Source organism: Brachyspira alvinipulli ATCC 51933, from assembly GCF_000518245.1.
GTDB classification, from domain to species: Bacteria; Spirochaetota; Brachyspiria; order Brachyspirales; family Brachyspiraceae; genus Brachyspira; species Brachyspira alvinipulli.
On sequence record NZ_KI912407.1, the window covers coordinates 1 to 16167 of the forward strand.

A 16167-nucleotide genomic window follows, 5' to 3' on the forward strand; every position below is an offset into this window, starting at 1 on the left:
TTTTCTTCATATATTTTTATAAGCTCTTCATAAATATGTATGCTTTTATCTGGTTTTGAAACTTTTTGATAGAAAAATGCTAAATATGATAAATCTTTCATATAAGAACTTATTTTATTTTTATCATCATTATCTGAAATCGATATTTTTTTATTTTCAAAACTTTTTATATTTTTAAGGCATACTTCTATAGCTTTATTGTATGTTTCTAATGTACTTTCTTTATCATCAATTTTCAAATATAAATTAGCCTGTTTTTCAAAAAGCCCATAATTATTTTTATTTCTTGATATTTTTTTATTATAGTTTTTTATTAAGTCATTATATATTTCAAATGCTTTTTCTTTATTTCCTATTTTTATATAAATATCTGCTATTTCTTTTAAATATTCTTTTTTGTTTCTCTTATCTTTTTTTATAAGTTCTCTGCATTTTTTTATGGCTTTTTCATAATATAAATTTCTATTTTCTATATCATTAAGTTTATCATATGAAGAAGCAATCTTTTTTAATGTATCAAGTTTAATGCTGCCATTTGTATATATATCATATAAGAATAGTTTATCATCTATTTTTAAATATTCTTTATATGCTTCTATAGAATTATTGTATTTTTCAAGACTTTCATAACATTCTGCTAATTTTTCATGATATTCGCATGGCTCATTTAAAATTTCTATAGCTTTATTATAATAATTAACAGCTTCTTCATAGTTTTCTAATTTTTTATAAATTTCAGCAATATTAATATAATAGTCTAAATTTCCACTGTCAATTTCTATAGCTTTATTGTAATAATCAATAGCCTCATTATAATTTTCTGCATTTTCATAAGTACGGGCAATATCAATATAATAATTTAATATATCGTCAGGATACATCTTTATAAGCATCTTATATGTATTTATTGCCTTTTTATAATTTTTTGCTTTTATATATGTTTCAGCTATATTTTTATAATTCTCTTTAGATGTTTGATTATATAATTCTATAGCTTTATCATATTCTCCGTATCTTTTATAAAAGTCTGCGAGCTCTTCACGGCATGCAGAAGCTGACTGTCTATGAAAACCATTGTCATCTATAATATCAGTATATGCCTGAACTATATCATTATAAGTTTCGCTTCCTTTAAAATCCTCATCACCAAAAGGTATAATCATAAATGGTGCTGATATATATTTTTCTATACTGACTTTCAAGGCGTACAAAGCATCATCATTTTTACCGAGTTTTTTATATAAATCATACAATGATTTTAATGCTTTTAAACAATCATAAAAATAATCATCTAACTCGCTTCTTACATCTATATCTAATGCCCTCTCATAACTTTTCAAAGCTTCATCATACTGTCCATTTTTTTCATAGCTTAATCCTAAATAATGCCAATAATCAGATGCTTTATAAAAATCATTAAAACAATCTATTGAATCTTCTATAATCTTTTTAAAAGTTTCTATAGCCTCTTGGATTTTTCCTAAATATAAATTTATTTTCCCCAATGTATAATAATAATATTCTTTATGGTTACGAATTGTCTCTGTATAATTTATTTCAGCTGCTTTTTTATGAAACTCTATAGCTTTATCATAATCTTTTATAACAAAGAAATACACTGTTCCAAGTAAATACCAATATTCAGAATCTTTACCATTTAATTCAATAGCATTTTCTAATAATTCAATAATTTCTTTTTGTATTTTTTTATTATTATCATAATCGCTGTCATAATAATATGATGCTGCTAAATAGTATAATACTTTATCTTTTTTATAATTAAGATTTAAAAGTTTTTTTAATGTTATTCTTAATTTTTTATATTTATCATTAAAATATAAATGATCATACTGTACCAGAGCTAATAAAAATAATAATTCTTTATTATTAGGATCTTTTTTTAAATGCCTCTTTAATATTTCTTGAGCTTCTTCATAATAAAGCACATCGTCATCTTCAAGTTCTTCATTATTTATGCTTTTATTTATTAATTCTTTTATTTCTTCTATTGTGTAATTTTTTTTATTATCTTGCATTTTATTCTCCTATTTTTTCTAAAAAATTAATTAGCTAATAAAGCCTAGTATGATAATAAAAACATATTAGGCTTTTATTTTGTTTATATAATTCATTTTCAACAATATTTTTATAATTTAAATGCTATTGCTATTTTAGTACCTCCTACTTGATAATTCGAATATACATGCTGTTTCTACTTCTTTCCATAATTCTATATCATTTATTCTTTTTTCTATTAATTTAATAGTTCTTTCTTTTTCGTCTTTAATATCTGGGCTTTTATTTGTATATATTTCCAATACTCTTTTATATGTTTCTAAAGATTCATTTTTATTTTCTAACTTTATATATAATTCTGCAATAGAACTCAAATAAAATATATTTGATAGATCATTTTTGTCAGTTATTAGGCTTTTATATATTTTTATAAGCTCTTCATAAATTGGAATACTTTTATCTGGTTTTGACACTTTTTGATACAATAATGTCAAATATGATAAATCTTTCATATAACAATCTCTATATTTTTCAGTTGTATCTGATATATTTTCATTTTTTAAATCTTCTATTTTTTTAATGCATAATTCTATTGATTTATTGTATGTTTTTAATGCATTTTCTTTATCATCAAATTTTAAATGTAAATCTCCTAAATGTTTTAGAAATTGATAATACTCTTTATCTTCATCTATATTTTTTTCATAGCACTCTATTATAAAATTATATGTTTCTGCTGATTTTTCTTTATCACCAAATTTTAAATATAAATCCCTTAAATATTTTAGAAATTGATAGTAATCTTTATCTTCATCTGTATTTTTTTCATAGTACTCTATCATAGAATTATATATTTCTATTGCTTTTTGCCTATCTCCTAGTTTTACATAAACATCAATTATTTTTTTATAATAAATACTAATATTATCAAAAGAAATTAAATTCCTATTTTTTATAGTTTCTATTGCTTTTTGCTTATCTTCTAATTTCATATAACTATTCATTAATTCTTCATGCAATTTATCTGCTTTCTCAATACTATATTTTTCAATAAGCTCTATATGTTTATTATAAAATTTAATAGCCTCATCATATTTTTCTAACTTTTCATAGGCATAAGCAATCTCTTCAAAATAGTATATATGATCACAAATTTCTATGGCCTTATTATAATAATTAATAACTTCTTCATAATTTTTTGCATCTTCATAAGTATGAGCAATATCAATATAATAATTTAATTTATTATCTGGATATATTTCTATAAGCATTTTATATATATCTATTGCCTTATCATAATTTTTACATTCTCTATATGTTTCAGCAATATTTTTATAATTTTCAATAGATATTTTATTATATAATTCTATAGCTTTATCATATTCTCCATATCTTTTATATAAGTATGCTAACATTTTACAGTATGCATCTTCTTTATATAAGTCTGATAACTCATTACCAAATGTATATTTTGAATAATGACAATATTTTATTATATCAGTGTATGCCTGAACTATATCATTATAAGTTTCACTTCCCTTAAAAATATTATATTTAGATGATATAAGCATTAAAGGAGATGAAATATCTTTTTCTATACTTTTTATTAACATTTCTATAGCTTTATCATTTTTACCTAGTTTTTTATATAAATCATACAATGATTTTAATGCATTTAAAGAGTCATAAAAATTATCATCTAACTCACTTCTTACATTTATATCTAATGCATTTTTATAATTTTTTAAAGCTTCATCATACTGTCCGTTTTTTTCATAGCTTAAGCCTAAATAATGCCAATAATTAGACTTTTCATAAAAATTATTAAAACAATCTATTGAATCTTCTATAGCCTTTTTAAAATTTTCTATAGCCTCTTGGCTTTTTCCTAAATATAAATTTATTTGTCCTAATCTATAATAATAATATTCTTTATGGTTATGAATTGTCTCTGTATAATTTATTTCAGCTGCTTTTTTATGAAACTCTATAGCTTTATTATAATCCTTTTTTATATTATAATGTATATTTCCTAATAAATACCAATACTCAGAATCTTTATTATTTAATTTAATAGTATTTTCTAATAATTGAATAATTTTTTCATAATCATTGTAATAGCAATCCCTATAATATGATGCTGCTAAATAGTATAAAACTTTATCTTTTTTATAATCAAGATTCAAAAGTTTTTTCAATGTTGTTATTACTTTTTTATATTTATCGCTAATATATGAATCGTCATACTGTACCTGTACTAATAAAAATAACAATTCTCTATTATTAGAATCTTTTTTTAAATATTCCTCTAATATTTCTTGAGCTTTTTCATGGTAATCTGCATCCTTTTCTTCAAGTTCTTCATTATTTATTCTTTTATTTATTATGGCTTCAATTTCTTCTATTGTGTAATTTTTTTTATTATCTTGCATTTTATTCCCCTTAAAAACATTTCTAAACTATTAATATTATAAATAATTTAGATGACAAAAAATGTCGCAAAATCATGGCAAAAAAAAAGAGGCTTAGAAATATTAATTCTAAGCCTCTTAATCAATCACAATTATAATATAAAACTTACCACCATTTTTTACTTAAATCTGGTTTCTTGATATATTCAGGTAAGACTAATTTTGTATTATTTTCGGGTACATATTCAGTAGTTCCTCTTAAATAAGCAGCAATATTTTGATAACCATTATCGGCAGCTAAATCAGCAGCAGTATATCCGTCACTGTCTTTTAATGTTTTATCAGCATTGCATTTCTCTACTAAAGCCATAACAGCATCTATATTTCCATAAGCAGCAGCATAATGAAGTGCTGTAGCTTTATCAGCATCTGTTATATTAACATCAGCATTGCCTTTTTGAACTAAAACAACTAAAGCATCAACATTATTTTCCAAAGCAGCATAATGTATAGGATATATACCTTCTTTGTTAGCCATATTAACACTTGACTTATCAGCAGAAATTATATTTTCTATAACATCAGCAGAAGCATACATTGCCGCATAATGTAAAGCTGTATTTCCATCCGAATTCTTTATTTTACTATCAGCATTATATTTGAAAAGTACTTCAACTGTACTAGGTTTATTCTTCATAGCAGCCCAATGTAAAGGAGTATCTCCTCCATTATTATCAAGTTCATTAACTAAAGTTTTATCCTTCTCTAATAATAGTATTACAGCATCATCATTTCCATTAGCAGCAGCAACATGTATAGGCATAGCTCCGTCTATATCATCTCTAGCTTTAATATTACATCCTGCATTGATAAGTGTATAAACTATATCAGCATTTCCTATATATGAAGCAACTATTAAAGGTGTAGCTCCTCCAAGATACCAATTATCCAAAGTAGCCTCATAAGGAAGTTTTACTTCTTTATCTATATCTTTATAAGAAAGCAAAGCCTCAACAGAATCAAGGCTATTATTAATAACTGCCAAATGTAAAGGTGAATAACCATTTTCATCAGCGAAGTTAGGATTAATTCCTTCTTTAATTAAATTATTCAATGCTATTATATCATTATTTTTTACAGCAACTAAAAGCTCAAGTTGTTTCACATTCAAGTCTGTATTATTAGTTTGATTTTCTTGTCTTTTTGCATAAGTGTCACCGCCTTCTAATACAGATTTGTCAGGTACATCTTCTTCAGCTTTTTCTTCTGCTTCTTTTTCTGCAGAAGCTTGTTCCTCATTATTATTATCTGCATTATTGTTATCAGCTAAAACAGTTTCTTCTTCCAAATCCTCTTTTTCAGGATCTTCTCTTTTTATATTATCATTTCCAGCCAAATAATTTTTAACATCATCGCGTCTTGCATAATCCATAGGATTACTTCCGTCTTTTGCTTTACTTTCCTTATTTGCTCCTAAATCAACAAGAGTTTGAACAGTATCTACCGAAGAAAATGCAGCTGCATAATGCAGAGGTGTCCATCCGTCAGCATCTTTAGCTTCTATATCTGCTCCATTTTCCATAAGCAACTGAATAGTATCTTTCTTATCTTTCATAGCAGCCCAATGCAATGGAGTATTATCTCTATTATCCACAACATTTACTAATTCAGGATCTCTAGCTAATAAAATTTTTATTACTTCATTTCTTCCATTAGCAGCAGCAAGGTGTATAGCCATAGCTCCATCAACGCCGTCTCTAGCTCTTATATTAGCTTTATTATCTAGTAATAAAGTAACTATATTGGCATCGCCCATAAAAGCAGCCAATATCATAGGAGTAGAACCGCCTAAAAACCAATTATCTATACTAACTTTCATATCTAATTTGGAATCTATATTTATATTTTTTGCTTTTAAAAGCTCATTTATTGTATTTACATCTTTATTATAAACTGCTCTATGTAAAGGAGAATATCCTTCATCATCTAATACATTAATATTTATATCATTAGAACTAGCTAAAATACTTGATACATCGCTGGTATTTTTAGCATTAATAGCCTTAAATAAACTTTCTTCACCTGCAGTTAATGCAAATATAGAATAACTAAAAGTTAAAAATACCGCTAAAAATTTAATATGTTTCACCTTTGGTACTCCAATATCAGAAAATAATAATTTTTATAAGTATATTAGATAATAAATAAATATCAAGTACATCAAAAAAATTTAATTTTCATACAAAATAAAATTATATTCTAAAACCCCGCCCTTTATTCTATACTGTTTAAATAAATAATTTTACTTTTATCATATTTTCCGCCTTATTAGATTTTTAAGCACCCGCCCTAGTGTTATTTAAATTTATAATATATTTACCGCACGCAGAATAAAACTAAAAATATAGGCTTCATTACTAATTCAAATTAAATTTATTATCAAAATGCATTTACCGTGCGTTAATTAAATTCTAAACCTAATTAAAATTTGGGCGGGTGTGCTTTTTCTTTATTAAGTTTTTAATATAAATAAAATTTTTAATTGAAACTTAGTTTTTAAATTTTAAAGGGCGGGGTAAAATGGATGTATTTTACAACTCTGACAAACTCCAAAAAAGTTGGTATAACAATAACTTGAAATAAAAAATATATTATGATAGAATGATTGCCAATTAAATAAGGAATGAGGTCTCCTTAAATTATTTAATTATAGTTATTAATTAAATAATTAAACCGCTTGATATTTAATTCTTTTAAAATATAAAAGCTGATGACTTCTGCAAATTTTATGATTTTTTAACTTAAATAATTTTAATTTAAGTAATTTATGAATTTGCAGATAATAGTTTTTATATTTCTTAAATCTCCAATTCATAATAAAAAATCAAATACTAACAAAAAAGGATTATATATTATGCTTCTTAGTTTAGCCTTAATATTTTTATGCGGAATGCTTTTAGGTAAAATTTTCTCTCTTCTAAAACTTCCTTCTCTTCTAGGACTTATAATTACAGGTATAATATTAGGACCATATTGTTTGAATTTATTAGATGATTCAATACTTTCAATATCAGCAGATTTAAGAGAATTAGCTCTTATTATAATACTGACAAGAGCCGGACTTAATCTTGATATAGAAGATTTAAAAAAAGTAGGAAGACCTGCTGTACTTATGTGTTTTGTACCTGCAACTTTTGAAATTGTAGGAATGATTTTAATAGCTCCTAAACTATTTAATATCAGTTTATTGGAAGCTGCATTAATGGGTTCTGTAGTAGCTGCCGTTTCTCCTGCTGTGCTTGTACCAAAAATGTTAAAATTAATAGATGAAAAATACGGCACCAATAAAAGCATACCGCAATTGTTAATGGCAGGTGCTTCTGTTGATGATATATTTGTAATAGTTCTTTTTGCATCTTTTACTTCGCTTGTTAAAGGAGGCAGTATTTCGGCATTAGATTTTGTAAAAATTCCTACATCTATTGTTTTCGGACTTTTATTAGGAGTAATAATAGGTTTAATATTATCAAAATTTTTTACTAGATTTCATATGAGAGACAGTGCTAAAGTTGTTATAATATTAAGCATATCATTTATATTAGTAACCATAGAAAATTCAATTTCAAAACTATTCAGCGGTATAATTGGTTTCTCAGGACTTTTGGCTGTTATGAGTATGGGAGCATATTTGAAAAAACAAAAAGAAGAATTATCAAAAAGACTTTCATTAAAATATTCCAAATTATGGGTAGCTGCCGAGATTATGCTTTTTGTACTTGTAGGGGCAGCAGTTAATATAAGCTATGCATTAAAAACGGGACTCACAGGAATTATATTAATATTCGGTGTTCTGATATTTAGAATGATTGGGGTTTTAGTATCATTAATAAAAACTAAACTCAATAAAAAAGAACGCATATTCTCTATGATAGCATATTGTCCTAAAGCTACAGTTCAGGCTGCTATAGGTTCTATTCCATTGGCATTAGGATTTGCATCAGGAGAAATAATATTAACAATAGTTGTACTTGCAATATTAATCACAGCACCGCTTGGAGCTTTCGGAATAGAGTTTTTCTATAAAAGATTATTAACACATGAATAAATTATATAAAAAAGGCTTTGCTATTTTTTATAGCAAAGCCGTAAAATATATGAAGAAAATCACTTGCCAGTAACATTTACAGTATCATAATTAGAAAAATCATCTCTGCTTTCTCTGTCTTTTTTCTCATAATCTTTAAGAGGTATTTTATTTCTTATAGCGGCATAAACTGTAGGCACAATTACAAGAGTAAATGCTGTAGAAACTAAAAGCCCACCAAGTATAGCAAGAGATAATGGCTGGTACATTTCATTTCCGCTTCCTCCTGATAAAGCCATAGGCAAAAGTCCTAGTATAGTAGTAAGCGTTGTCATAAGTACCGGTCTTAAACGTCTAGGTCCAGACTCCAATGCCGCCTCATCTCCATTAATATGTTTTTCATGCATAAGCTGATTCATATAATCTATTAATACAATACCATTATTAACTACAATACCAATTAATACTATAAAGCCTATTCCGCTGTATACGCTTAATGTTTGTCTTCCTATAAATAATGCTATTAAAGAACCAGCAAAACCGAATGGAATTGCCAATGCTATAACGAAAGGAGCTATAAAAGATTCAAACTGACTTGCCATTATAGCATAAACTAAAACCAATGCCAATATTAAGGCCTGAAGAAGCTGTAAAAAAGCCTCGTTCATATCTTCAAAATCCCCTGTATAATTAATATTAAAACCTGAAGGAATAAACACTTCTTTTGATATTTTATCCTGAACATCTGCCATTATTTCGCTTAATGCTCTGTTGTATCCAGATGCTTTTATAGTTGTTATTCTTGTACTGTCTTTTCTTTCTATTTCTGTAGGACCGTAACTTTTCTCTACTGTAGCTATTGATGATATAGGAACGATTCCGCTTGTAGTAGGTATCATAAGTCTTGATATATCATCTATTTTTAATCTGTCAGGTTCTCCAAGCTGAACATTAACATCTATATCAGTAACATCTGAATTGGCAGGAGTCATTGTTGTTGCAGTAGTTCCTGCAAAACTTGTTTTAATAATATTTGCTATTGTATTTACATTAATTCCCATTTTAGCTGCTATTTGTCTATTAACATATATTTTTAATTCCGGATTAGAATCATCGCGGCTTAATCTAGGCTCTCTTATACCTTCTATATCAGATATGGCAGCTATTATATTATTTGCTATTTCTGTAGATTTATCCAAATCATCACCTACTAATTCTATGTTTATTTCTTCTCCTCCCGTTCCTCCGCTTCTTCCGCTGCTGCCTATAGCAGAAGTTGTTATAGCAGAAATATTAATCTTTGCTGGATATGATACCAATGAATTTCTTGTAAGCTCTATATATTCATCTACAGACTTTTTCCTTCCATCTCTTTTTTCTCTTAACTGTACTCTTATTTCAGCCTTATTTTCCTCAGCACCTGATTTTACCCTAGACTGCATTCTGTCAAAATCTTCTCCTATAACAGATTGTATATCACCTTCCATTCTAGTAACAAATGCTTGAGTTTGCTCTGATTTAGTACCTACAGGCATTTCTACATCTATTTTAAATTGTCCCTCATCAGAAGTTGGAAAACCCTCTTTTCCTATAATCATTAAACCCAATACTATTATAGCAAATATAACAGACATAGAAGAAATTAATACTTTCTTTTTATTTTTTATAGAATAATTAAGAACAGCTGAATATAAATTATTAACTTTATCATGGAACTTTTTGTTAACAAAATTTTCTATAGGTATTAAAAATTTAGTCTTCTTATTGGTTACAAGTCTAGCACCAAGCATAGGTACTATTGTAAGGGCAACAAATAAAGAACCTATCATGGAAACTGTTACTGTAATACATAAATCTCTAAATAATTGTCCAGTTTGTCCTTCAACAAAAAGGAAAGGTAAAAATACAGCTATTGTAGTAAGAGTAGAAGCAGATATCGCAAGTGCCACAGAAGAAGTACCGTTTATAGCTGATGAATATTTACCATAACCACTATTTCTATAATAAAATATATTTTCTAATACTACAATCGAGTTATCAACCATCATACCAATACCTAAAACAAGTCCTGATAAAGAAATAATATTTAAAGTAATTCCAATGAAATACATCAATGTAAATGTAATAATTATTGATATAGGTATTGAAACAGCTATTACAGAAACAGTTTTTATATTCCATAAATAAAGCATTAATATTATGATGGCAAATAATCCACCCTGCCAAGCAGTATCCAAAACTCCTTTTATAGATTCATTAACATTATCAGCATTATTAAATAAAATTTCATATTCCACACCTTCAGGAAGACTTAAATTTGCTAACTGTTTTTGAACAGCTTTAGATACATTAACAGCATTTCCTCCGGATTCTTTATTAACAGATACTGATATTGCAGGCATTCCATTAATTTTTACTATTTCAGAATCATCACTGTATCCCTGATAAACTCTTCCAACATCTTTTAATTTTATAGGAGTATCATTTGTTTTTAATGTTACAACAGTATTTTCAATATCCTCTACAGTAGTAAATTCTCCCATAGTTCTTAAAGTGTATTTATAAACGCCTTCATAAGTTTCACCTCCGGATAAATTCTGATTCTCAGATGAAAGCAAAGAAACTATAGTATTAATATCTATTCCATAAGCATGAAGTCTATTTAAAACTAAATCAACCTTCATTTCTGTTTTAAGTCCGCCTCTTATCTCAGCCCTAGCAACTCCGGAAGCCTGTTCTATTTTATTTAATATTTGATTATCTATTAAAGTATACAATGCTCCTAAATTATCTGTACCAAAAAATGCTATCTCCATAATAGGCATCATATCAGTAGAAAATTTTAATACTGTAGGACTTTCTGCATCATCTGGAAGCGAATTTTTAGCAGAGTCTATTGCTTCTCTAATATCTGCAGTAGCAACAGCTAAATCAGTACCCCAATTAAATTCTATAAAAACACTAGATTCACCTTCCTTAGAAGTTGATGTAATAGTATTAATATCGCTTACTGTAGCAACAGCATTTTCTATTACTCTAGTTACAGATTTTTCTACTTCTTCTGGTCCTGCATTCTCATACTCTGTACTTACTGTTATATAGGGCAATTCCATATCAGGCATAAAATCTACAGCCAATTTACTTAAACTTACAAATCCTAATATTAATACAGCTATCATGCACATAAAAACCGCGACTGGTCTTTTTACTACTAATTCTATAAAATTTCTCATTTATCCACCCCCAACTTTATATAGCATACAACATACTCTAAAATCTAGTTATTTAGACGAATAACTTTAAAAAAAGTTTTAAATAAAATTTTTGCAGTTATTTTGTTAAAACAATTATACACAATAAACAAATTATATAATATATTTTAATTATTATATATTGAAATTTTGTTATTATATAATATAATAAGCCAAAAATTTTATTTATATTATTTTTTATGGATCAAATAACTAATTACTATAGTAAAATAAGGAAAGATATATCTGATATCTTATTAAATATAGAAGATTTTAAATCTAATGATAAAGAAATAAATGAAAGCATAAGTGAAATTAAGGAAAAATTATTAGAAAATGATAAAAAATTTAAGAAAAGCTTAGAAGATCTTGAAAAAAATAGTGAATGGGATAAGTTTATAGTCGGATTTTTTGGGGAAACTAATGCTGGCAAAAGTTCTATTATAGAAGCATTAAGAATCATACATAATGAAAAAAAACGAAGAGAAAATATATCAAAAAACATAGATGAATATGTAAAATCATTAAAGGAATATGATTCAGAATTTGATAAAGTATTAAATGATCTGGGAGAATTCATAAAAGCAATAGAGGAAGATGATATGAAAAGTACAGATAAATTACAAGAATTTGAAGATAAACTTGCCAACATAGATGCTTCAATGATAGAGAAAGCGGCAGAAATAGAAAAAAAATTATCTGACTATAATGAAGATATGAATAGAAAAGAAGCTGAAATAATAGAAAATATAAATAGAAAAGAAATTGGCATAATAGAAAATATGAATAAAAAAGAAACTGAAATAATAGAAGATAATAATAATTTAAAAGATAATATAAAAAAATTGAAAGTTTATTAGAAGATATAAATAAAAAATTAGAAAATAATGATAAAAAATTAAAAATAATACCTATAAAACTAATAATATTTTCTGGCATTATTAGTATATTAATTTCCATAATATTTAAATTTTTAATTTAGAAATATAGCTTATGAGTAATAATGGAAAATATTTTGTTATATATAAGAATAGAGATTTTCTATATAAATTATCATTAACATTATTAGAGTATATAAAAAAAGAAAAAATATTATTAAAAAAATTTTTTGATATCATAGAAGCTGATGGAAGCATAATAGGTACAGGTCAGTCAGATTATACAAAAGGTTCAACTGAATATAGTATTACAATAAATAATAAAGAGTTTATACTAATGGATATGCCTGGAATAGAAGGGCATGAAAAAAACTTCAAAGATGAGATAATGAAATCTGTAAAAAAATCTCATATGATATTCTATGTATGCAACAAACAGCCTGATGAAGCCACAATTTCAAAATTACGTGAGTATTTAAACTCTACATCGTATCTTGCAACTATTAATAATATAAAATCTTACAGCTCTCAGTATAATGACATAGATATTAAAGATTTAACTTTAAATAAAACTAATAAAGATAAAATTGCTATAGGAAAAAAATAGAAGAAAGAGTAGAACAATTATTTAAAGAAGACTGCTATAAGAAAGATGCCTATGTGGGAAATTTAAATGTTCATGGATTAGCAGGATTTCTTTCTGCAGCACAAATAAATGGTATAACTACAATTATAAATGACTCCAAAAAAGGACTTAATAAAAATCAAGAAAAATTTTTAAATGTATTTAAAGATTATGATACAATGAGAAAGTTCAGCAATATAGACAATATATCAGATTTTATAAGTAAAAAAAGTGTGTCATATGAAAAAGATATTGAAGAAGCTAATAAAAATAATATATTAAAAGAAATAGATGATCTTATTAATAAATTAGAGCCTATGCTTGAATCACATTCTAAATTAATATCAAAATTTGATAAAGAAGTAGAATATGCATTAAAAGATATAGATGAAACTTTTGATTTTTTCTACAGTAAATTTAAAGAAAACTGTGAATTAAGATTAGGAAGGTTTTTTAATGAATTAAATTGTGAATTTTTTAATGTAATAGATGAAATAATAAAGTCTAATTTTTTTGACAAATTTAAAGTTTTATTTTCAAAAAAGAAAACTGTAGATAATTATAATATGAGATTAAGAGAAAATATTAATCATAAATTAAATATATTAGAAAAAGATATAGAAGAAATATTCAAAAATGATTCTGAAGAATTTTCTAAACAATTAAAGAATAAACTTGATAAAGTTCATTATAATTTATCTATGATAAAAAAACTTTATGATTTTAAATTAAAAGATAATTATATAAAAACTTTTGATACACAAACTATTTTAGAAAATATTTTTCCTAGCTTTTCTAAACTTTTAAAAAATCTTGGTAAAAATTTATTAAGTAATATTTTCAATATCGCTTTTTTATTTAGAAGCGTATTTAATATAATATCTTTATCTATAAGTACATTATTTACTATAATAAAAACTATTTTTGATAAAGAGGCAGCAGATGATGCTAAAAAGAAGATTAAATCAAATATAGAAGAAATAAAAAATAAAACTATATATCAATTTAATTTAGAATTAAGTAAAAACAAACCCGAAATGACAAAAGAAATTGATAAAATAAAAAAATTCCTAAAAAAAGAAAATGAAAATAATAAAAAAAATTATGAAACTATACTATTAAAAATTAATAACATAAAAAAGGTAAAAAAAGATTTAGTATAAGGAAATATTTATGGAGCAATTTAAAAGTTATAATTTAGAAAAAGATAAAATAAAACAAAAATTAAAAAGCTGCAGATAAGCGGTTTTAAAATTAAGAGAATATGATTTAGATGTTTCTGAGGCATTGGAAAAAATAGATAATGCTTTAAAAACTGTAGATGAAGATGTTATAAGAATAGTATTGGTTGGAGCTTTTTCTGACGGAAAAACAAGCTGTTTGGCTGGCTGGCTTGGAAAGAAAATGGCTGATATGAATATTGATATAGCAGAATCTTCTAATGAAATAGAAATATATAATCCTCAAAATTTAGATGAGCAATGTAAAATAGTTGATACTCCGGGACTTTTTGGAACTAAAAAAGATGAAGATACTAATAAAAAATGGTCGGATAAAACTATTAAATATATATCCGAAGCTCATATAATTTTTTATGTTGTAGATGCTAATGATCCTCTTAAAGAAAGCCATAGTGAAATAGCAAGTTATATAATTAAAGAAAAATTAAACTTTACTGTATTTATAATAAATAAAATAGATGATGTTTGCGATATAGAAGATGAAGAAGATTTTGAAAGATTAAAAGAAATAAAAATAGAAAATTTACAGGGAAGATTGGAAGATTTCTTTAATTTGTCTAAAGATACAATAGAAAATATACCTATGGTTTGTATATCATCAGATCCTTATATGAAAAAACTTGATTATTGGCTTAAAGCAGAAAATATAGAAGAGTATAAAAAGAAATCAGGAATAGATTCTTTAAAAGAAGCTGCTGATGTTATTTTGGCAAGAGAAACAAAAAATAATCTTATAAATAAAACAATTATTATTGTTATAGCTGAAATAATTAATGAAAATATGCAGAAAGTTGAAGACTGGATTCGCGAAGAACAATATAATTATAATCAATTTAAGTGCGAAATAGAAAAAAAAGAAAATGATTTATCTGAAAATAAAAAAGAATTAAAACATCAGGCTATAAATTTAGTTGAACTGTTTAGAAATATAGAAAATGAATTATTAAACAAATTAAGAAGTTTTTCTTCTTATGATGATGTTAATAATTTTTTAACAGATGAAATTGGATATGATAGAGAAAATAATAAAATAGGATATAAACTTACCCAAGATATATCAAATAAAATAAATGAATTCACAGAAAAAACAATAGATATTTCTAATAAATTTTTAAAAGATTTTACTAAATCATTTGAAAATAATTTAAATTTTATGAAAGAAGGTTTAAATGTAGGAATAAAAGGAAAAATAGGACTTCTTAAAGTTAATGAAGATATGGTGAGAGTTGCAAGAGATTTGCTTTATAAAAATCAAAATGTGAAAAAATCATTTGTTGATATAATATTTCATAAAAGAGCAGCATTAAGAGAAGCTCAAAAAATAGCAGATATATCTAATGTTGCTAATAAATTAATACCAGTGCTTGGAATTGGAGTAGACTTTTTGATAGAGAGTGTTGGTATTGTTATGGATAATCAGCAGCAGCAAAAATTTAAAAAATATAAAGATAATATACAAAACATAATATCAGGTATTTTTAGAGATGTATATAATCAAATTAATATAAATGATGAAGAACTATTATTTAAAAAGTTTTTACCTCATATAGAAGAAACTCAAAAAACTACAGATGATGGAAAAGATAAGATAAAAAAAATTAGAAGATAAAATATCAAATTTAGAAAAATGGAAAGATAAAGATATAGTTATTGAGTATTTA

Annotated in this window: 8 protein-coding genes and 1 pseudogene; 5 read left to right on the forward strand and 4 right to left on the reverse strand. The window is 25.3% G+C overall.

Annotation, left to right across the window (positions count from 1 at the left end):
* The 3 genes from T324_RS0114245 to T324_RS0114255 all read right to left on the reverse strand — a co-directional run.
* Nucleotides 1-2036, reverse strand: a 2036-nt coding sequence (locus T324_RS0114245; RefSeq protein ID WP_028330875.1) for a tetratricopeptide repeat protein, incomplete at its 3' end; no start/stop codon positions are given.
* 135 nt (nt 2037-2171) lie between these two features.
* Complete coding sequence (locus tag T324_RS0114250) at nt 2172-4448, reverse strand: tetratricopeptide repeat protein (protein WP_028330876.1); 2277 nt, start codon at nt 4446-4448, stop codon at nt 2172-2174.
* Nucleotides 4449-4593: 145 nt separating this feature from the next.
* Nucleotides 4594-6576, reverse strand: coding sequence for an ankyrin repeat domain-containing protein (locus tag T324_RS0114255; protein ID WP_028330877.1), 1983 nt, complete (start codon nt 6574-6576; stop codon nt 4594-4596).
* A 765-nt stretch (nt 6577-7341) separates the two neighbouring features.
* Between T324_RS0114255 and T324_RS0114260 the strand changes: the two genes are divergently transcribed.
* On the forward strand, nt 7342-8532 hold the full coding sequence (locus T324_RS0114260; RefSeq protein ID WP_028330878.1) for a cation:proton antiporter: 1191 nt from the start codon (nt 7342-7344) through the stop codon (nt 8530-8532).
* Between the two features lie 59 nt (nt 8533-8591).
* Here the strand turns inward: T324_RS0114260 and T324_RS0114265 are convergent, their stop codons facing one another.
* Complete coding sequence (locus T324_RS0114265) at nt 8592-11744, reverse strand: efflux RND transporter permease subunit (protein ID WP_028330879.1); 3153 nt, start codon at nt 11742-11744, stop codon at nt 8592-8594.
* 218 nt (nt 11745-11962) lie between these two features.
* On the opposite strand from T324_RS0114265, the gene T324_RS17795 reads away from it, so the two are divergent.
* The 4 genes and pseudogenes from T324_RS17795 to T324_RS0114285 form a co-directional block, all read left to right on the forward strand.
* The gene (locus tag T324_RS17795) at nt 11963-12622 is read left to right on the forward strand and encodes a V-type ATP synthase subunit I (protein WP_028330880.1); all 660 of its coding nucleotides are present in this window, start codon (nt 11963-11965) and stop codon (nt 12620-12622) included.
* 133 nt (nt 12623-12755) lie between these two features.
* Entirely contained in the window at nt 12756-13247 is a 492-nt protein-coding gene (locus T324_RS0114275; protein WP_028330881.1) for a GTPase, read from the forward strand.
* Between the two features lie 53 nt (nt 13248-13300).
* Nucleotides 13301-14428: a hypothetical protein gene (locus tag T324_RS0114280; protein ID WP_028330882.1), complete on the forward strand. Its 1128-nt coding sequence runs from the start codon at nt 13301-13303 to the stop codon at nt 14426-14428.
* Nucleotides 14429-14525: 97 nt separating this feature from the next.
* Nucleotides 14526-16115 (forward strand): annotated as a pseudogene (locus tag T324_RS0114285) (LeoA/HP0731 family dynamin-like GTPase); the annotation flags it as partial.
* Nucleotides 16116-16167: the final 52 nt, after the last annotated feature.